General features: G+C 67.7%; 18 protein-coding genes. 5 read left to right on the forward strand and 13 right to left on the reverse strand.

Translation table 11 applies throughout. The features are described from left to right. Window positions 1-2 precede the first annotated feature (2 nt). From ACNKFW_RS17970 to ACNKFW_RS17985, 4 genes are all read right to left on the reverse strand, one after another. The gene (locus ACNKFW_RS17970) at window positions 3-1,334 is read right to left on the reverse strand and encodes an HlyD family type I secretion periplasmic adaptor subunit (RefSeq protein ID WP_147428751.1); all 1,332 of its coding nucleotides are present in this window, start codon (window positions 1,332-1,334) and stop codon (window positions 3-5) included. Further along, window positions 1,331-3,325: a type I secretion system permease/ATPase gene (locus ACNKFW_RS17975; protein WP_024843365.1), complete on the reverse strand. Its 1,995-nt coding sequence runs from the start codon at window positions 3,323-3,325 to the stop codon at window positions 1,331-1,333. The genes ACNKFW_RS17970 and ACNKFW_RS17975 overlap by 4 nt, the downstream gene beginning before the upstream one ends. Further along, on the reverse strand, window positions 3,322-5,349 hold the full coding sequence (locus ACNKFW_RS17980; RefSeq protein ID WP_147428750.1) for a hypothetical protein: 2,028 nt from the start codon (window positions 5,347-5,349) through the stop codon (window positions 3,322-3,324). The genes ACNKFW_RS17975 and ACNKFW_RS17980 overlap by 4 nt, the downstream gene beginning before the upstream one ends. A 106-nt stretch (window positions 5,350-5,455) precedes the next feature. Continuing rightward, window positions 5,456-7,285 (reverse strand): hypothetical protein, encoded by a 1,830-nt coding sequence (locus tag ACNKFW_RS17985; RefSeq protein ID WP_418025129.1) that lies wholly within the window; start codon window positions 7,283-7,285, stop codon window positions 5,456-5,458. A 735-nt stretch (window positions 7,286-8,020) separates the two neighbouring features. Between ACNKFW_RS17985 and ACNKFW_RS17990 the strand changes: the two genes are divergently transcribed. Next, a complete protein-coding gene (locus ACNKFW_RS17990) occupies window positions 8,021-8,596 on the forward strand; it encodes a helix-turn-helix transcriptional regulator (RefSeq protein ID WP_024843369.1) in 576 nt (191 codons plus the stop codon). Continuing rightward, the gene (locus ACNKFW_RS17995; RefSeq protein ID WP_024843370.1) at window positions 8,593-9,114 is read left to right on the forward strand and encodes a hypothetical protein; all 522 of its coding nucleotides are present in this window, start codon (window positions 8,593-8,595) and stop codon (window positions 9,112-9,114) included. Before ACNKFW_RS17990 ends, ACNKFW_RS17995 begins: the two co-directional genes overlap by 4 nt. A gap of 24 nt (window positions 9,115-9,138) precedes the next feature. Here ACNKFW_RS17995 and ACNKFW_RS18000 read toward each other — a convergent pair whose 3' ends face one another. The 5 genes from ACNKFW_RS18000 to ACNKFW_RS18020 all read right to left on the reverse strand — a co-directional run bounded on the left by ACNKFW_RS18000 (window position 9,139) and on the right by ACNKFW_RS18020 (window position 13,206). Then, the gene (locus ACNKFW_RS18000; protein ID WP_074990321.1) at window positions 9,139-9,858 is read right to left on the reverse strand and encodes a sulfate/molybdate ABC transporter ATP-binding protein; all 720 of its coding nucleotides are present in this window, start codon (window positions 9,856-9,858) and stop codon (window positions 9,139-9,141) included. An 8-nt stretch (window positions 9,859-9,866) separates the two neighbouring features. Then, window positions 9,867-10,754, reverse strand: coding sequence for a sulfate ABC transporter permease subunit CysW (gene cysW / locus ACNKFW_RS18005; protein ID WP_024843371.1), 888 nt, complete (start codon window positions 10,752-10,754; stop codon window positions 9,867-9,869). Then, window positions 10,747-11,586 carry a sulfate ABC transporter permease subunit CysT gene (cysT, locus tag ACNKFW_RS18010; protein WP_024843372.1) on the reverse strand — a complete coding sequence of 280 codons (840 nt, stop codon included), beginning with the start codon at window positions 11,584-11,586 and terminating at the stop codon, window positions 10,747-10,749. The genes cysW and cysT overlap by 8 nt, the downstream gene beginning before the upstream one ends. Before the next feature lie 3 nt (window positions 11,587-11,589). Beyond that, window positions 11,590-12,555, reverse strand: a complete 966-nt coding sequence (locus ACNKFW_RS18015; protein ID WP_407672804.1) for a sulfate ABC transporter substrate-binding protein — start codon at window positions 12,553-12,555, stop codon at window positions 11,590-11,592. A gap of 375 nt (window positions 12,556-12,930) precedes the next feature. After that, window positions 12,931-13,206, reverse strand: coding sequence for a hypothetical protein (locus ACNKFW_RS18020; RefSeq protein WP_143091231.1), 276 nt, complete (start codon window positions 13,204-13,206; stop codon window positions 12,931-12,933). A 36-nt stretch (window positions 13,207-13,242) separates the two neighbouring features. On the opposite strand from ACNKFW_RS18020, the gene ACNKFW_RS18025 reads away from it, so the two are divergent. The 3 genes from ACNKFW_RS18025 to ACNKFW_RS18035 all read left to right on the forward strand — a co-directional run bounded on the left by ACNKFW_RS18025 (window position 13,243) and on the right by ACNKFW_RS18035 (window position 14,658). Next, window positions 13,243-13,446, forward strand: coding sequence for a hypothetical protein (locus tag ACNKFW_RS18025; RefSeq protein WP_114669306.1), 204 nt, complete (start codon window positions 13,243-13,245; stop codon window positions 13,444-13,446). 87 nt (window positions 13,447-13,533) lie between these two features. After that, window positions 13,534-14,280, forward strand: a complete 747-nt coding sequence (locus tag ACNKFW_RS18030; protein WP_028709851.1) for a sulfite exporter TauE/SafE family protein — start codon at window positions 13,534-13,536, stop codon at window positions 14,278-14,280. 27 nt (window positions 14,281-14,307) lie between these two features. Continuing rightward, window positions 14,308-14,658, forward strand: coding sequence for a RidA family protein (locus ACNKFW_RS18035; RefSeq protein WP_024843376.1), 351 nt, complete (start codon window positions 14,308-14,310; stop codon window positions 14,656-14,658). Here ACNKFW_RS18035 and lpxB read toward each other — a convergent pair. The 4 genes from lpxB to fabZ form a co-directional block, all read right to left on the reverse strand. Further along, complete coding sequence (lpxB, locus tag ACNKFW_RS18040; RefSeq protein WP_418025132.1) at window positions 14,633-15,796, reverse strand: lipid-A-disaccharide synthase; 1,164 nt, start codon at window positions 15,794-15,796, stop codon at window positions 14,633-14,635. The genes ACNKFW_RS18035 and lpxB overlap by 26 nt on opposite strands. 166 nt (window positions 15,797-15,962) lie before the next feature. Further along, window positions 15,963-16,760 (reverse strand): LpxI family protein, encoded by a 798-nt coding sequence (locus tag ACNKFW_RS18045; protein ID WP_147428747.1) that lies wholly within the window; start codon window positions 16,758-16,760, stop codon window positions 15,963-15,965. Further along, a complete protein-coding gene (lpxA, locus tag ACNKFW_RS18050) occupies window positions 16,757-17,542 on the reverse strand; it encodes an acyl-ACP--UDP-N-acetylglucosamine O-acyltransferase (RefSeq protein WP_024843379.1) in 786 nt (261 codons plus the stop codon). The genes ACNKFW_RS18045 and lpxA overlap by 4 nt, the downstream gene beginning before the upstream one ends. Further along, a complete protein-coding gene (gene fabZ / locus ACNKFW_RS18055; RefSeq protein WP_051419448.1) occupies window positions 17,535-18,026 on the reverse strand; it encodes a 3-hydroxyacyl-ACP dehydratase FabZ in 492 nt (163 codons plus the stop codon). Before fabZ ends, lpxA begins: the two co-directional genes overlap by 8 nt. Between the last annotated feature and the right edge of the window lie 12 nt (window positions 18,027-18,038).

Consider the following 18,038-nt stretch of genomic DNA (forward strand, 5'->3'; position numbering starts at 1 on the left):
CCCTAGTTCTCGCGGAAGGCCCGCGACAGGCTGTCTTCGATCGGCTTGACCAGATATTGCGCAAAGGTCCGGGCCGAGGTCTCGATCATGACCTCCGCCGGCATCCCCGGCGTCGGCCGGAAGCCATGCACCCGCCCAAGCTCCGAGGGCGGCAGGTCGATGCGCACCACATAGACCTCGCGCTGGATGCCTTCGGCCTGCGTGGTCAGCGCATCGGCCGAGACATAGACCAGGTGGCCCTGAAGCACCGGGGTGGTGCGCTGGTTCAGCGAGGTCAGCCGCACCGCCGCCTTCTGGCCGATCTCGATCTCGTCGATGTCGGTGCGCGCGACATAGGTCTCGATGATCAGCGGCGCATCCTGCGGCAGGATTTCCAGGATCGGCTTGCCCGCCTCGATCACGCCGCCGGGCGTATGGTAATGCATGCGCACGATGGTGCCCGACACCGGCGCGGTGATATAGGCGCGCTCCAGCACGTCCTGCGCCTTCATCGATTGCTCGCGGACGCTGTCCAGCTCGGCCTCGATGCCCTGGCTTTCGTTCAGCGCGGCCTGCTTGTGCTGGGTCAGGGCCTGCTCGATCTCGCTTTCGGCCTTGCGCATGGCCTCTTCCGTCTCGGCGATCAGCGCCGTGATGCGGCCGGCCTCGCCCACGGCATCGGCGATGGCCCGTGCCAGGACGTTGACATCGCTGCGCCGCACCAGCCCGCGCTGCAAGAGCGTGTCTCGGGCGCCGTGGTCCTCGCGCAGCAAGGCAAGCTGGGTCTCGATGGCGGCCAGCTGCCCCTCGTAGCCCTGGATGCGCGAACGGCTGGCAGCGATGTTGCTTTGCAGCAGGATGATCTCGCCATCCAGCCGGGCGCGGGCGGCGCGAAAGGCTGCCTGCTGCTCGGCCATGATGGCGGCAAAGCTGGGCTCGTCCTGATGTTCCTGCAGGAAGCCGTCGAAGACCAGCACCTCGGCCCCTTCATATTCCGCCCGCAGCCGGGCGCTGATCGCCTCGAGCCGGGCGCGGCGCAATTCCAGCTCGCGCCGGTTGGCGATGGCGGCGGTACGGTCGAGCTGGATCAGCACCTGGCCCTCGACCACCTCCTCGCCCTCGTCGACCAGGATCTCGCGGATAATGCCGCCTTCCAGGTGCTGGACGATCTTGTTGCGGCCGGTGGCGACGAAACTGCCCGGCGCCATCACCGCCGCCGCAAGCGGCGCCCGGAACGCCCAGGTGCCGAACCCGCCCAGGGACAGCACCAGCAGGGCGATGCCAAAGACCAGGTGCCGCGTCACCGAGCGGGGCACCCGGTCATAGAGGCCATCGGGGTCGGATCTGCTGGTCATTGGCCTGCCTCCGGCGCAGGGGGGGTCGCGGCCCGATTGCCCGGCGCGGCCTGCGGCTGCGGCTGGGCTGCCTGCGGCTGCGGGGCCATGGCGGGGGGCTGGTTGCCCGGCGGCTTGCGGCTCGCCAGCCGCTCCAGCATCTGATCGCGCGCACCGAAGGCGGCGATCTGCCCGTCGGCCAGCAGCATGATATTGTCCACGTCCTGGAGCAGCTGGTATTTCTGGGTCACGACGATCATGGTGATCCCGTCCTTCTTGGCCAGCGCCATCGCCCTGGACAGCGCGCGGTCCCCCGCCGTGTCCAGGTTCGAGTTCGGCTCGTCCAGCACCACCAGGCGGGGGCTGCCGAAAAACGCCCGCGCCAGGCCGATGCGCTGCTTCTGCCCGCCCGACAGCGGCGATCCGTCGGCGGCCACGATGGTCTCATAGCCTTCGGGCAACTTGGCGATCATGTCATGGACATCGGCCAGCACCGCGGCCTGGTAGATTTCTTCGTCGCGGGCGTCGGGCCGCATGCGGGCGATATTGTCCTTGATGGTGCCGGGGAACAGCTGCACGTCCTGCGGCAGATAGCCGATGCACTGGCCCAGCTGGCGCTGGTCCCAGTTGCGCAGGTCCATCAGGTCCAGCCGCACGCTGCCCGAAGTGGGCAGGATCGAGCCGACCAGCATCTTGCCCAGCGTCGTCTTGCCGGCGCCGGAATTGCCGACGATGGCCAGCGAGGCGCCGGGGTTCAGCGAAAAGGTGATGGCGTTCAGCACCACCCGCTTGGTCCCGTTCGGCACGTAAAGCAGCCGCTCGACATCCAGGCGGCCCTCGGGATGGGGCAGCCTCAGCCGCTGCTGGTTCAGCGGCGAGGATTTCAGCAGCGCCGAGATGCGGCCATAGGCGGCGCGCGACAGAAGCACGTGGTTCCAGCCCTCGATGGCGCCCTCGATGGGGGCCAGCGCGCGGCCGGCGATGATCGAGGCGGCAATGACCATGCCGCCGGTGATCTCGCCGCGCAGCGCCAGATAGGCGCCCCAGCCCAGCAGTCCCACCTGCGTCAGCAGCCGCACCGCGCGCGAGGCACCGGCGAAGGCGATGTTGCGGTCCTGGGCCCGCACCTGCGCCGTCATCGAGCTGGCGGCGTCGCGGCCCCAGATGGTCACGGCCTCGGGGATCATCGCCAACGCGTTGATGATCTGCGAATTGCGCATCATCGAATCCAGGTGCAGGTTGGCGCGGCTGAGATGCCGGTTCGCCTCGGCAAAGGATTTCGCGGTGGCGCGCTGGTTCATCATCGCGATGGCCATCAGCAGCACGGCCGTGGTCAGCACCATCAGGCCCAGATGCGGATGGACCAGGAAGATCGCCAGGATGAACAGCGGCGCAAAGGGCAGGTCCAGCAGCGACAGCAGCGTCCCCGAGACCAGGAAGCTGCGCACCTGCTGCAGATCGCCCAGCGTCTGGTATTCCTGCCCGGCGCTTTGCAGCGAGGCCCGCGCCGCCGCCGACAGGATCGGCGCGCCCAGCCGGGCCGAGATGTCGACCGAGCTGCGCAGCAGCATGCCGCGCCGGATGGCGTCGAACACCACCTGCAGCAGCACGGCGCCGATGATCACCACCGTCAGCATGACCAGCGTGTCGATCGAGCGGCTGGTCAGCACCCGGTCCGAGATCTGGAACAGATAGATCGGGATTGCCAGCACCAGCATGTTCGAGACGCCGCTGAACAGCAGCACCCCCAGGATATTGGCCCAGATCCGGCGGATCGTCGCCCCCAGCGCCCCGGCGATATCGGGCTCGGACACCCGCTTGTGGAAGGCAGAGCCGCCCTTTGGCTGCGCCGTGGCGGGCGCCGGGGGAATGCGCCCGGCCTGCCGCTCGATGGTGGGGCCGGTGCCCATGGGCTTGGATGCCGGCGGGCGGGACTTGCCCTTCCCCTGCCAATCGACGCACATCTCGGGTTCGAGCACCAGCCGCTCGCTGGTCTTGTCGGATCGGATCATGCCAGCACCGTTTGCATGATGTCGGCGGGCACATCGGCATTCGTGCCGATCGGCACGAAATCACCGTCGCCGGCATCGTCGCCGAGCATCCCCTCGGCCAGGAAAAGCACCGCCTCGCTGGCCAGGCCGGGCGGCGGGGTGGGCATCAGCGGATCGTGGGTTGCGACCAGTTCGGCCTGGTGCAGCAGCGCGTCGGAATAATGCTCGCCGCCGGAATAGATCGTGGCATCGACGCCGAACTCGGCGATCACCGCCGCGTTCACCAGCAGGTTCGAGCCGGTGACGACGCTGATCTCGCCCCCTGCCTGCAAAAGGTCGTCGCGATAGACCTCGATCTGGTCGGCATCGCCCAGCACGTTGGTCTGCCGCACCAGGTTCAACGAAACCATGTCGCCCTTGATATGCAGCACCCGCACCAGGTCCAGGCCCTGGAAGGCGGGGTCGTTCAGCACCGATTGCGGCAGGCTGACATCGCCCGCCGCCGCCCCCGCCAGCATCGCGGCATGGTCCGCGCCGGCCGCGACCACCCCCGCCAGGCCGACCTGATGGATGGTCGCATCGTTGATCAGCAGATTGTCGCCCGAGCTGATCCTGCCGCCATGGCCATCGCTGACCATGATGCGGTCGTCGTCCAGCAGCACGTTGGTCTGCAGGATCGCGTTCAGGTTGATGACCTGCCCATCGACGATGATGAGATCGTAGCTCATCCCCAGTTCCAGCAGCGAGACGTGGTTCAGCGCGCCGTTCTCGCCCATCAGCAGCAGGGTCTTGTTCGCCTGAAGCGTGATCGAGGCGATGTCGTTATCCGACATCAGATTGAACTGCTCGATCCAGTTCATGCTGATGAGGCTGCCCTCCAGCGTCGCCGTCACCCAGTATTGCGGCGCATCGTCGTCGCCCTGCGGCACCAGCATCGGGTTCGAGAAGCTGGTGTAGCTGGCGAAGTTCAGCCCCAGCGTCGGACTTGTGGCCTGGCCCTGCGCGGCGGCCGAGAGGCCGCCCAGCACGTCCGAATCGCTCCAGACATTGGTCTGGCTGATGAGGTTGTAGCTATAGACGCCCCCCGCCACGGCGACCACCGGCGCCGTCACCGCGGCGGAATGGATCGTGACCTGGTTGATCAGCGTGTTGTTGCCCAGGACCAGGTCATGGCCTTGCCCGGTCACGCCGGGGCCGGAAACGTTGGTGGGGCCGGCCGAGCTCGGCCCGTCGCGGCTTGTGACCGGGGCGCCTTCCTGCGCCTCGCGCGCCTGCTCGGCCGCCACCTCCTTGCGATAGGCGGGCATGAGCGCGTCGATGTCGGGGCGGGCATCGACCTTGACGCCGTTCTGGTACTGGCCCTCGACATCGGCGCCCTGGCGCGCATGGATCTCGGCGCCGGCAAGCTCGGTTTCGGGCAGGTCGGTCTGGCGGAAGGTCTCGGCGATCAGGCGGAAGGCGGGCTCGTCGGCGGGCATCGCCACCGGCAGGGCAAGGCCCAGCTGCTCGGCCTGCGCCGCCAGCGCCTCCAGCCGCGCCGCCAGCAGGTGCTGATCGACCAGCCCCTCGCGCATGGTATCGGCATTCACCCGGTCGCCATCGGCCAGCCGCGTCTTCTGGACCACGATGACGGCGACGGAACCGGGCACGGGCAGAACCCATTCCGGCACCGGCGTCACCACCCCGCCCGGCGGCTTGGCAGTCCAGGGCACCGCGGCATCGGGCCTGTTGGCGGACATCCCCTCGGGCGAGACCGAGGACCGCGGGAAATGGTGGTCCAGCGCCAGGACGGGCGGCGCCGGATCGGCCGAAAGCCCCTCGCCGGGGCGATAGGGGGGCACATAGCGGATATCGGGCTGGTAATCGAGCGGCTGATAGGGATGGCCGGCCCATTGCTGGATCGCATCGACCGGACCAAGGTCGGGAGCGACCTTCTTGGCCGTCAGCCGATCATATTCGATCCGCATCCGTCCATGTTCTTCCGCGAGGTGAAAAACTCCGATGAAGTGCCAGATCGCTTCTTCTGTCGCGTCGATCACCAGCATGTCTGCCACCTTCCTCGATAAAACAATTCCGGCTAGGCCGAGGGAAATCAATTAAACGGAAACCTGCGCAGGAAGACCCTGCGCAGGCAGTTCGTCACGGGGCCCGTCAGCCCAGGTCGTCCTGGCCGACCACGGTCGAGCTGAGATCGCCGCCGACCACGGTCATGTCGACGGTGTTGCCCAGCACGTTCGCGCCCATCACGATGCTCTGGTTGAACGCCGTGGTATCCAGGATCGAGTCGGCCGAGGCGGTCGAGTAGCCGTTGACATAGCCGTCATCGCCATTGTTCGACCCCCAGGTGCCGGCATGAGCATAGCCACCGTCGCCCGACATCACCTGGCCGCCGGCACCGCCATTGCCGCTGCTGGTGTTCATGCCGTTGCCGCCCAGGGCATAGCCGCCGGTCGAGCTGGCCGCGCCGCCGGCGCCGCCGGTGGTGCCATTGGCCGCGCCGCCCATGCCGTTGCCGCCAGTGGCATCGCCATAGCCTTCGCCCGTGCCATCCGCACGGCCGCCGTTGCCGGCCGCCGACAGGGCCGCGCCGAAGCCCGCGCCGCCGGCATCGCCCGAGGTCGCGTCGCCGGCCATGGCCGCCGCTGCGGAAAGCGCCGCACCGATACCGGCACCGATGCCGCCCGCGCCGCCCGCGCCACCGTCGGCACCGTCGCCGCCGTTGCCGGTGTCGCCGCCATTGCCGCTGTCGTTGTTGACGCCCACGCCGACCAGGCCCAGGCCAAGCGCGCCGGTCGGACCGGCATCGGCCGAGCCGGTGCCGCCGCCCGCGCCGCCGGCGCCGCCAGAGCCGCCGGGCCCGCCGGCACCGGCACCCAGCGCAGCTGCCAGACTGCCGGCCCCGGCATCGCCGCCGCTTGCGTCACCGCTGAGCCCGGCACCGATGCCGGCACCCAGGCCCGCCGCGTCGCCGCCATCGGCCGAACCGCCCTTGCCGGCGCCTACGCCAAGCCCAAGCGCCCCGCCGCCGTCGCCGTCGCCGCCCCAGGCCGCGGCCTTGCCGCCGTTGCCGCCATCGGAATGGCTGCCCGAGGCCATGGCCTTGCCGCCATCGGCATCCGCATCGCCCGAACCGCCGTCGGCGCTGCCGCCGCTGCCGCCCCGGCCACCTTCGCTGCCGGCATCAATGCCGCGCTCGGCCGTGGCCGTGCCGCCATAGACGCTGCCGTTCTGGTTGAAGTCGGCATTGTTGGAGACATTGGCATCGCTCAGGTCATCCTGGTCGTTCATCGTCCCGGATTGCGGGATGATGATGCCCACGTCGGCGCCGCCGCCGTTCAAGGCATGGTTCAGCACGTTCTCGATATTGATGTCATCGGTGCCGATGCTGATATTGCCGTCGCGATTGACCAGAAGATCGCCCATGCTGCCATGCGCGTTGTTCAGGTCGATGTCGGCATAATCGTTGTCGGTCGGCTGCCATCCATTCAGATCAAGGCCCACGCTGACATTGGTCGAGACGTTGGTCTCGACATCGGTGTTGTTATAGGCCGTGTTCACCGCCTTGTTGTAGGCGTCGTTCGTCGCATCGTTGCGCGCGTCGTTGTTGGCGTCGTTGCGCGCATCGTTGCTGGCATCGTTGTCGGCCTTGTTCTTGGCGGCATTGCCGGCCAGGTTGCCTGCCACGTTGCCGGCAGCGTTATAGGCAAGCGTCTCCGAGGCGCTGCTGTTCGCATTGGCATTCGCGTTTTCGTTCGCGTTGCTCTGGCTCTGATGCTGCCCCTGGCCTTGGTCCTGACCCTGATCCTGGCCTTGACCCTGGTCCTGATCCTGGCCCTGGGCCTGCTTGTTCAACTGGCCCTGACCCTGGCCCTGACCCTGGCCCTGACCTTGATCCTGGCCTTGATCCTGGTCCTGGTCCTGATCCTGGTTGTTGATCGGCCAGGCGAAGAGATTCATGTTGCGGCTGCCAACCATCGTCATTTCCTCCTCTAGAGGCGGGGGAGATGCGGCCAGATCCTTCACAAGCACGCCTGCCCGCCCGGTTGCGGTGGATGAAGGCAAGCCGGTTGCGGTCGCCGGGCGAATGCCCACCGTCACGACGGCACGACCGTTTCCGTCCTGCTGCTGATACGGACAACCGCACACCACCTTGCGCGGCCCCGTCCGACCGGCCCCGGAACTGCCCCGGATCGCCGACCTTGAAGAAGGCTACGCCTCGCTCAGCGATTCGGCCTAGCTGCACGAAAAGGCTAGCGGGGGGCTGGCCGAATACCCGAAGAATCCGCTTTGGGCCTATGGCCAGGCGGCACCGCATCCTCTCCGGATCGCCCGAACGGGTTAATCCCTTTCGCCAGGGGCACGGCACCCGGCCCCGGCTGTCCTCACCAAAGGGACAGGTGCGGATGCGGGCCTCTACCCTGGATGGAGCGGCCCGATGAACTTACAACTAAGTTGTGGTGATTCTTGAACTTATCCCTCGCTCTTCCCTTTGAGGACGGGCGAAAACTTGCTAGGCTGAACTGTCCGGTCGGCCTGGGAGGGCTGGCCGGGACGGGGGAGTAAAACCATACGCAAGAAGGTAGGAATGACATGAACATGGCATCTTGCGATGGCGTATCCAGTGAAATCCGTACGCTGTCTGACCGGCCTGCGCGTGGAACGGCAGAGGTTCTCTTTGTCGGAACACAATGCAATTTTTCCCACAGCCTGATTTCGGTGACCAGCCAGGAGCTGGGACATATCACCGTGGCGGCTGCACTATCCTTCGACGACTTTCGCAGCCTGTCCGAACTGACCGGCGAATGGCCGACGCTGCTGGTTCTGGACGAACCGACGATGCGCGGATTGTCAGAGGAGGATCGCACCTATCTGCTGGGCCTGAACGACGTGGCGCTGGCCATCGCCTTTTGCACCGGCGCCTTCGGCCGGGCCTGCTACGAGGATGCCACGCTGCGGCGGCGCGCAGCCAGCATCCTGCCGCTGAACGTCCGGCTGGACGTATGGCTTTCCGTCATCAAGCTGGTCGCCCATGGCGGCAATTACATCTTTCCCGAGATCATTTCCTCGGCCGGGGTCGCGATGCCGGCCGCGGTCCCGGACGAGCTTGGCCTGACCCAGCGCCAGCAGGACGTGCTGCGCCTGGTCGCCGACGGCCAGTCCAACAAACGGATCGCATCCAGCCTTGGCCTGTCGGTCCATACGGTCAAGCTGCACCTGCGCAATGCCAGCCTGCGGCTGGGCGCCCACAACCGCACCGAAGCCGCCATGCGTTATCGCGCATTGGGATCATGACCGCGCCGGGGGCGCCCGCCGGGACCGGCGCGGCCGAGCCCGACCTCGATGCGGTGTTGCTGCGGGTCGGGCGGCTCAACTACGCCTGGAGCAATACCGAAAGCCTGCTGATCCACATGCTCGCCGGGCTGACCGGGATGGACAAGAGCGCGGCGGTGGTGGTCTTTCTGTCGGTCTCCTCGACGCGCGGCCGCATCGAGATGGTCGAGCGTCTTGCGAAACTGCGCCTGCCCGCCGGGCAGGAGCAGCAGGAACTGCTGGAGCTGACAGCCCGCTTTGCCAGGCTGTCCGCCGTCCGGCACCGCTACAACCACAGCATCTGGTCGTTTCAAGAGGACGGCTCGGTCTCGACCATCCTGATGCGGATCGCCGACCGGCGCGACCGCATCCACATGGGCCGCAAGCAGACCCTGGGCAACGACGAGATGCTGCGGCTGGACCAGGATCTGGAGTTGCTGTCGCAGCTGAACCGCAACATCTGGCGCTTCCTGCGGCAATACGAATACCCGATCGACTAAGGGCGCGCACGCCGCATCGCCGCGTCAGGCGTCGATGAACTCGCGCACGAAGGGCGTCGCCGGGCGGGCGCGGATGTCCTGCGGGCGGCCGACCTGCTCGATCCGGCCCATCGACATCACCACCACCAGGTCCGCCAGTTCCATCGCCTCGTCCTGGTCGTGGGTGACGAAAACCGTGGTCAGGCCGGTGCTGTCGTGGATCTCGCGCAGGCCTTGGCGCAGTTCCTTGCGCACGCGGGCATCCAGCGCGCCGAAGGGCTCGTCCAAGAGCAGCATCCGCGGCTCGATGGCCAGCGCGCGGGCCAATGCCACGCGCTGGCGCTGGCCACCCGACAGCTGGCTGGGAAAGCGCCCGCCGATCTGCGGCAACTGGATCAGGTCCAGAAGCCGGGTCACGCGGCGCCCGATCTCGGCCCGGTTGGGGCGCGAGCGGCGGGGCCGGGCGCGCAGCCCATAGGCGATGTTCTCGAACACGGTCATGTGCCTAAACAGCGCATAGCTCTGGAAGACGAAGCCGGCGCGGCGTTCCTGCACCGTCAGCCCGGTCGCATCCTGCCCGTCGAAAAGCACCCGGCCCGAAGTCGGGAACTCCAGCCCGCCCAGGATGCGCAGAAGCGTGGTCTTGCCCGAGCCGGAGGGCCCCAAGAGCGCCACCAGCGCCCCCGAGGGGATGGCCAGGCTGACCGGGTGCAGCGCGGTGGTTGCACCGAAGCTCTTGGCGATTTCGTCGATCTCGATATGCATGGGACACCTCAATGGCGGCGCGTTGCGGCAAGCTGGTCGGCATGGCGCCATTCCAGCACGGTCTTGAGCGCCAGCGTCAGCAGGCCAAGCAGGGCCAGCACCGCGGCCAAGCTGAAGGCGGCGACCGAAAGATATTCGTTGTAGAGCATCTCGATGGTGATCGGCATGGTGGCGGTCTGGCCGCGGATCTTGCCCGAGACCACCGCGACGGCGCCGAACTCGCCCATGGCGCGGGCATTGCACAGCAGCACGCCGTAAAGCAGCGCCCATTTGATATTGGGCAGCGTCACGGTCAGGAAGATGCGCCAGCCCGAGGCACCCAGCGTCAGCGCCGCCTCTTCCTCGGCGCGGCCCTGTTCGATCATCACCGGGATCAGCTCGCGCGCCACGAAGGGGAAGGTGACGAAGATCGAGGCCAGCACGATCCCCGGCAGGGCGAAGATGACAGGCAGGCCGCTGGCGACCAGCCAGCCGCCGATCAGGCTGTTGGTGCCGAACAAGAGCACCAGCGCCAGCCCCGCCACCACCGGCGAGACGGAAAACGGCAGGTCGATCAGGGTGATGAGGAAAGCCTTGCCGCGAAAGTCGAACTTGGTGATCGTCCAGGCGGCGGCGATGCCGAAGACCGCATTCACCGGCACCGAGATCGCCGCGACGATCAGCGTCAGCCGGATGGCCGAGGTCGCCTCGGGCCGGGCCAGAGAGGCGAGCGCCTGTCCCGCGCCGCGTGCAAGGGCCTCGGCAAAGACCACGGCCAACGGCGCCACCACCAGGACGGCCAGCCCGCCGAGTGCCAGGGCGATCAGCAGGATGCGTACCGGCCGGCTTTCCTCGGCCACCGGGCGCCATTGCGCGGTTTTCTCGCCGCCGGCGGCGTGCAGGGCGTTGTCAAACATGGCCGATCCTCCGCCGGCTCCAGATCTGGATCAGGTTGATCGCCAGCAGCATGGCGAAGGAGATCAGCAGCATGGCGATGCCGATGGCAGCCGCGCCGTCATAGTCGAACTCTTCAAGCTTGATGACGATCAAGAGCGGCGCGATCTCGGTCTTCATCGGCAGGTTGCCGGCGATGAAGATGACCGAGCCGTATTCGCCGACCGCGCGCGCCAGCGACAGCGCGAATCCGGTCAGCGCCGCAGGCAGCAGCAGGGGCAGGATCACCCGGCGCAGGGTGTGGAACCGCCCCGCCCCCAGCGTGGCCGAGGCTTCCTCGACCTCCTGCTCGATCTCGGCGATCACCGGCTGCACGGTGCGGGTGACGAAGGGCAGGCCGACGAAGATCAGCGCGATCAGGATGCCCCATTGCGTATAGGCGATCTTGCCGCCCAGATCGCGGACGATGCTGCCGAAGACGCCGTTCGGCGCGTAAAGCGCGGTCAGCGCGATGCCCGCCACCGCCGTCGGCAGGGCAAAGGGCAGGTCGACCAGCGCATCGACCAGCCGCCGGCCCGGAAAGTCATAGCGCGCCAGCACCCAGGCCAGCAGCGTGCCGAAGACCAGGTTGACCAGCGCGGCCAGGAAGGCCAGGCGGAAGGACAGATACAGCGCCGCCCAGACCCGCGGCGTGTTGATCGTGGCCCAGACCGCCTCGGGCCCATAGCTGATGCCGCGGGCCAGCAGCGCGCCGACCGGCAGGATGACGATCAGCGACAGCATGGCCAGGGTGATGCCCATGCCGAGGCCGAAGCCCGGCATGGGGGATTTCTGCAAGCGGAACGCCAGCGCCATCGGTCATTGCCCCGAATAGATCTGGTCGAAGGTGCCGCCATCGCCGAAATGTTCGGGCTGGGCCTGTTTCCAGCCGCCGAAATCGGCGATGGTCACCAGATCGAGTTGCGGAAAGCGCGCCACGTCCTCGGGATTGGCGGCGCTGTCGTCCCAGGCGCGGTAATAGTGCTTGTAGGCCAGCGCCTGCCCCTCGGGCGAATAGAGGAAGGCCAGATAGGCATCGGCCAGCGCCTTCTGCTCGTCATCGGCGATGTTCTTGTCCACGATGGCGACCGGCGGCTCGGCCAGGATCGAGACCGAGGGCACGACGATGTCGAACCGGTCCTCGCCCAGCTCGTTCAGCGCCAGATAGGCCTCGTTCTCCCAGGCCAGCAGCACGTCGCCGATCTCGCGCTGGGTGAAGGTGGTGGTCGAGCCGCGCGCGCCGCTGTCGAGCACCGGGACATGCTTGAACAGTTCGGTCACGAAACCCTTGGGGTCCTGGCCGTTCTTCTGCGCCCAGGCCCAGGCAGCCAGATAGTTCCAGCGCGCCCCGCCGCTGGTCTTGGGGTTCGGGGTGATGACCTCGACGCCCTCCTTGACCAGGTCGCCCCAATCCTGGATGCCCTTGGGATTGCCCTCGCGCACCAGGAAGACGATGGTCGAGGTATAGGGCGCGCTGTTATGGGGCAGGCGCGACTGCCAATCCTCGGGCAACAGGCCGCGGGACGCGATCTGGTCGATATCCGAGGCCAGCGCCAGCGTCACCACCTGCGCCTTGAGCCCGTCGATCACCGAGCGCGCCTGCGCGCCCGAACCGCCATGCGAGGTCTCGATGGTCGGCGCGGCATGCCCTTCGGCCTGCCATTTCGCGGCGAAGGCGGCGTTCACCTCGCGGTAAAGCTCGCGCGTCGGGTCATAGCTGACATTCAGCAGGCTGTTGTCGGCATGGCCCGGACCGGCCAGTCCCAGCCCGACCAGGCTGACCACGATCGCCGCGATGCGCCGCAATCCCGGCGCCGCCGGACCTGCCCTCCTGCACCGGGAGCCCTGCGCGCCGCGAGCGCAAATCGACCGGCCACCGGCCGTCGGATTGTCGGTTGCGGGAACGATGCGGGTCATGATGCTTGTCCTCCTTGCTCTGCTTGCGGGAGCCTCATGACCGTAATTACGACAGAGTTTATCGTTTATTGCAAGATAAAGACGTGTTTATCCATCGTTTTTATTATTGCATAATATCAATGTTTTAGCAAATTTTCGGAAAACTTTCCGCGACCGGCCCTCATGCAGCGGGGGCGTTGACGAGACAAGGCCGGCCCATCCGGGGCCGGCCTTGCCTGCGGATCGGGCGGGCTCGCCCCCTCCTCAATCGTCGTCGTCATCGTCATCGTCGTCGCGACCCCGCCGCCGCCGCGGGCGATCATCGTCGTCGTCATCGTCCCATGCGCGATGGCGGAAGGTGCGCCGGTCGTCGTCGTCGCGCCACCAGCCGCGATAGGCCCAGCCGTCTGGGCCACGCAGCAGCCGTTCGATCCCGTCGCGGTGGAAATAGCGGGGAAAGTCGTCGTCATCCGCCAGAGCCGCGGCCGGAAGGGCCGCCGCGAACGCGGTCGCCGTCAGAATCATGCGAAATGGTGCCATGCACTTTATCCTTTCATCCAGGGCAACGTCAGATGGTTGCAAGGGGATTACGCGCCGCGCCGCGGTTCATTCCCGCCGAAGGGCGATTTTTCCGGGCAAGGCAGCACCGGGAACCCTCGCCCGCCGGTCGCGTTCCGCTTACGGCCAGCAAGGGAGAAAATAATGAAAGGCATCATCGCCTGGCTTCTGGGCGTTCCGATCTTCGTCATCATCCTGCTTTACCTGACCGGCATCTTCTGAGCGAAAGCGCCGGCCCCGCGGACGGCTGGACGCCCCGGACCTGCAAGGCTAAGCATGGGCGCCCACCACGAACAGGAGCCGTCCGGCATGACCGAAACCTTGCTGATGCTCGCCGCCGGTTTTCTCGGCGGGATGCTGAACGCCGTCGCCGGGGGCGGCACCTTCATCACCTTCCCGGCGCTGGTCGCCAGCGGCGTGCCGGTGGTTTCGGCCAATGCCACCAGCACGGTCGCCGCCCTGCCCGGCTATCTGTCCGCCGCGCTGGGATTCCGCCGCGAGATCGCGCAGATCGAGCGGGCGCTGGTGCTGCGCCTGACCTTCTGGACGCTGGCCGGAGGCATCGTCGGCTCCTGCCTGCTGCTGGTTTCCTCGAACAAGGCCTTCGCGGTGCTGGTACCCTTCCTGCTGCTGGCGGCGACCTCGGTCTTCATCTGGGGGGCGCAGGTGCGGGAATGGGCGGCGCAGCACCGCAATGCGGTCGCACCCTTCGGCGCCGGGACCATGGTGCCGGTCGCCATCTATGGCGGCTATTTCAACGGCGGGCTGGGCATCGTGCTGCTGGCGCTGTTCGCGCTTTGGGGCATGACGCAGCTGAACCAGATGAACGGGCTGAAGAACTGGCTGTCCTTCGCGCTGTCGGTGATCTCGCTGGCGATCTTCGCGGCCGGCGGGCAGGTCGCCTGGTGGCCGGCTGCGGTCATGAGCCTGGGCACCATCCTGGGCGGCTATCTGGGTGCGCCGGTGGCGCGGCGTATCCCGGTTCCGGCGCTGCGGGCATTGATCGCGGCCATCGGCTTTGGCATGACGGCGCTGTTCTTCTGGCGGCTCTTCTGACGCCAGCCCAACCCGAAAGGATTTTCCATGTCCGCGATCAAACGCATCGAGACCGGCCCCCGCATGAGCCAGGCGGTCATCCATAACGGCACCGTCTACCTGGCCGGCCAGGTCGGCAAGCCCGGCGAGCCCGTAGCCGAGCAGACCCGCGAGGTACTGGCCCAGATCGACCGGCTGCTGGCGGAATGCGGCTCGGACAAGACCCGCATCCTCTCGGCGCAGGTCTGGCTGGCCGACATGGCCGATTTCGCCGAAATGAATGCCGTCTGGGACGCCTGGGTGGCCCCCGGCCACGCCCCGGCCCGCGCCACCGGCGAATCGGCGCTGGCGACGCCCGACTACAAGGTCGAGATCATCGTGACCGCGGCGCAGAACTGATCGCCGCCAGGACCGAACGCGCGGCGCGCAGGCCCGGAGCCTCGCCGCCGCGCCCCAGCCGCTGCATGGTCAGCGCCATCGCCGCCAGTTGCTCGGCCCGCTCACCGCCATTCTCGATGAGCCGAAACAGCGCCTGAGACATCGGCCCCGGCTGGCAGTTGCGGCCCAGGTATTCCGGCACGGCGCGGGTCTCGCTGACCAGGTTGACCAGCGTCACCGTGTCGGTGCGCAGCAGCAGCCCGATGATCATCCGGCTGAGCGGCGCCACGTCATAGCCGATCACCATGGGCACGTCGTTGGCCGCCAGGTCCAGGCTGACCGTGCCCGAGGCCGCCAGCGCCAGGTCGGCAGCGGCGAAGGCCGCGCGCTTCTTCTCGGGACGCTCGACCACCACCGGCGCGGTCGGCCAGCGCCGCGCCATGTCGCGCACCAGCCCCGAAACGCCGCGCACGGTCGGGATCACCACGCGAATCTCGGGCACCCGGTCGCGCAGCCGGATCAGCGCCTCGTCGAAGCGCGGGCCCAGGCGCCCCACTTCGGTCCGGCGCGAGCCCGGCAAGCACAGGACCAGCGGCGCATCCGGCGCGATGCCGTTCGCGGCGCGAAACCCCGCCGCCTCGGCCTCGCCCGCCACCGGCTCGGCGGCGATGGGGTGGCCGACGAAATCGCAGCTCATGCCGGCGGCCTGCATCAAGGGCGGCTCGAAGGGCAGGATCGCCAGCACATGGTCGATCACCTCGGCCATCTTCCGGGCCCGTCCCGCCCGCCAGGCCCAGACCGAGGGCGCAACGTAATGGATGGTGCGCAGATCGGGGTTCAGCGCCCGCGCCTGGCGCGCCACGCGCAGGCAGAAATCCGGGCTGTCGATGGTGATCAGCGCATCGGGCCGGGCCTCGGCAACGGCGCGGGCGGTCTCGGCGATCCGGGTCTTGAGCGCGCGGTATTTCGGTAGCACCTCCCAGATGCCCATCAGGCTCAGTTCTTCCATTGGGAAACGGCTCTCGAGCCCCTGCGCCGCCATGGCGGACCCGCCGACGCCCAGGAACGCAGCCCCCGGATCGAGCTGCTTCAAGCCAGCCATCAGGGCGCCGCCCAGATTGTCGCCCGAAGGCTCGCCCGCGATCAGGAAGAATTTCATCGCGCCGCTCCGCTTGCCATGCCCCGACATGGGTATTTGAAGAACAGAGAAATCCCCCGGTCTTCTTCGTTCCCCAAATACCCTCCTGCCGCTTTCGCGGCACCGTCACGTGAGTATTTGGGCAACGGTGAAAGAGGCTCGCTTCACCGTTGCCCAAATACTCATGTCATCCGCGCCCCCAGAGAAACAGTCCCGCCGCCTGGGCGCGGCGCATTGCCTCGGCCCTGTCCAGCAGGATGACGCTGCCCGCCTCCCAGGCGATCCCCGCAAGCCCGGCCTCGGCGGCCTGGGTCACGGTGTCGGGGCCGATGGTCGGCAGGTCGATGCGCCGGTCCTGGCCGGGTTTCGGCGCCTTGTAGAGCACGCCGCCCGGCCCGTTGGGATCGGGCTTCAGGCCCGCGTGCAGCCGCGCGAATTCCAGCATGGCCTGGGTGCCCGGCAGCGCCTCGACGGCAAGGCAGAGCCCTTGCGCCACCACCGCGCCCTGGCCGATATCCAGCGCGCCGAGGCCGGAGACGATCTCGGCGGCGCGGGCGGCATCCTTCTGGTCGCGCGGGCTCGGCTCGCCCGTCAGAACACCTTCGCCCGGCACGAGATCGGGAAGGATCTGATCGACGGAGCAAATGGATATGCCGGCTTCCTCGAAAACGTCCAGGACCGCGCGCAGCGCCGCGTCGTCGCCCGACTGCATCCCCATCAGGATGCGCGGCACGATGGTCAGGGTCCGGGGGTCGAAAAGCTCGGGCTCGATCCTGGGGCGTCGGATGGCGCCGGCGAATACCGCCTGGGTCACGCCCTGCTCGGCCAGTTCGTCCAGAAAGGGCACCAGCCGTTCGAGGCGAAAGGGCCTAGCCTCGACCTGCGGCTTCAGGTTGTCCAGCGCATAGACCAGCGGCCGGTCCAGCGCCGCGGCAATGGCGGGGGCGAGGTTGCCCTCGCCGGCGATCAGGGCGATGCGGCTCATGGATGGGGCGCCAGGAAGCTGCGGTCCGAGGGGCCGAGGATAAAATCCAGCACCTCGCGCACCATCGGGCCGTTCTCGGACTCGGCAAGGTGCCGGGCGGTGTCGCGGAAACTGCCCCGGCCCAGATGCGCCAGCATGTCGCGCAGCGCGTGGATTTCCTCGCGCGAGGCGCCGCGGCGCTTCAGCCCCACCAGGTTCAGCCCGTCCAGGTGGCCGCGCGGCCCCTGCACCAGGCCGAAGGGGATCACGTCGGCCGTCACCATCGTCACCGCGCCGATCATCGCGCCGCGGCCGATGCGCACCCATTGATGCACGCCAGAGAGCCCGCCGACGATCACGTCGTCCTCCAGCACGCAATGCCCGGCGACCGAGGCATTGTTGACCAGGATCACCCGGTCGCCGAGCCGGCAATCATGCGCGACATGGCTGCCGGCCATGAACAGCCCGTCGTCGCCGATGCGGGTCACGCCGCCGCCGCCCTCGGTGCCGGGATTCATCGTCACATATTCGCGGATACGGTTGCGGGCGCCGATTTCCAGCCGCGTGCGCTCGCCGCGGAACTTCAGATCCTGCGGCACCTCGCCCAGCGAGGCGAAGGGGAAGACCGTGGTCTCGTCGCCGATCGCGGTCTCGCCCGCCACCACGACATGCGATTTCAGCACCACGCCCCGGCCCAGGCTGACCTCGGGGCCGAGAACGCAGAACGGGCCGATCTCGCATCCCTCGCCGATCCTCGCGGCGGGATCCACGACGGCCGAGGGATGGATGCGGGTCTCAGCCATTCTCGCCACGGTTCAGCATGGCCATGACCTCGGCCTCGGCGGCAAGCTGGCCGTTGACCAGGGCGCGGCCCTCGAACTTCCAGATCTTGCCGCCGCCGCGCAGGGTCTTCATGTGCAGTTCCAGCACGTCGCCCGGCACGACCTTCTGGCGGAAACGGCACTTGTCGATCGACATGAAATAGGTGCCCATGCCCTTGTCGGCGAGATCCAGCGTGACGCCGACCAGCACCGCGGCCGATTGCGCCATGGCCTCGATGATCAGCACGCCGGGCATCACCGGCTCCTGCGGGAAATGCCCCTCGAAATGCGGCTCGTTCGAGGTCACGTTCTTGACGCCGACGCAGCTTTCGCCCGGCACGATGTCGCGGACGCGGTCCACCAGCAGGAAGGGATAGCGATGCGGCAAGATGCGCTTGATCATCGCCAGATCGACTTCGGTCGGCGGGATGTAGGCGGTCTGGTCATCGTTGGGGGCGGCGGCCATGCGGTCCTCTTG

It is taken from the genome of Paracoccus sp. TD-10 (genome assembly GCF_048270675.1).
Lineage (GTDB): Bacteria > Pseudomonadota > Alphaproteobacteria > Rhodobacterales > Rhodobacteraceae > Paracoccus > Paracoccus pantotrophus.

Excerpts from the sequence above, each read along its gene's own strand:
- ACNKFW_RS17970 (WP_147428751.1), bottom strand. The coding sequence starts at position 1,334 with ATGACCAGCAGATCCGACCCCGATGGCCTCTATGACCGGGTGCCCCGC.
- ACNKFW_RS17975 (WP_024843365.1), bottom strand. The coding sequence starts at position 3,325 with ATGATCCGATCCGACAAGACCAGCGAGCGGCTGGTGCTCGAACCCGAG.
- ACNKFW_RS17980 (WP_147428750.1), bottom strand. The coding sequence starts at position 5,349 with ATGCTGGTGATCGACGCGACAGAAGAAGCGATCTGGCACTTCATCGGA.
- ACNKFW_RS17985 (WP_418025129.1), bottom strand. The coding sequence starts at position 7,285 with ATGACGATGGTTGGCAGCCGCAACATGAATCTCTTCGCCTGGCCGATC.
- ACNKFW_RS17995 (WP_024843370.1), top strand. The coding sequence starts at position 8,593 with ATGACCGCGCCGGGGGCGCCCGCCGGGACCGGCGCGGCCGAGCCCGAC.
- ACNKFW_RS18000 (WP_074990321.1), bottom strand. The coding sequence starts at position 9,858 with ATGCATATCGAGATCGACGAAATCGCCAAGAGCTTCGGTGCAACCACC.
- cysW (WP_024843371.1), bottom strand. The coding sequence starts at position 10,754 with ATGTTTGACAACGCCCTGCACGCCGCCGGCGGCGAGAAAACCGCGCAA.
- cysT (WP_024843372.1), bottom strand. The coding sequence starts at position 11,586 with ATGGCGCTGGCGTTCCGCTTGCAGAAATCCCCCATGCCGGGCTTCGGC.
- ACNKFW_RS18020 (WP_143091231.1), bottom strand. The coding sequence starts at position 13,206 with ATGGCACCATTTCGCATGATTCTGACGGCGACCGCGTTCGCGGCGGCC.
- ACNKFW_RS18030 (WP_028709851.1), top strand. The coding sequence starts at position 13,534 with ATGACCGAAACCTTGCTGATGCTCGCCGCCGGTTTTCTCGGCGGGATG.
- ACNKFW_RS18035 (WP_024843376.1), top strand. The coding sequence starts at position 14,308 with ATGTCCGCGATCAAACGCATCGAGACCGGCCCCCGCATGAGCCAGGCG.
- lpxB (WP_418025132.1), bottom strand. The coding sequence starts at position 15,796 with ATGAAATTCTTCCTGATCGCGGGCGAGCCTTCGGGCGACAATCTGGGC.
- ACNKFW_RS18045 (WP_147428747.1), bottom strand. The coding sequence starts at position 16,760 with ATGAGCCGCATCGCCCTGATCGCCGGCGAGGGCAACCTCGCCCCCGCC.
- lpxA (WP_024843379.1), bottom strand. The coding sequence starts at position 17,542 with ATGGCTGAGACCCGCATCCATCCCTCGGCCGTCGTGGATCCCGCCGCG.
- fabZ (WP_051419448.1), bottom strand. The coding sequence starts at position 18,026 with ATGGCCGCCGCCCCCAACGATGACCAGACCGCCTACATCCCGCCGACC.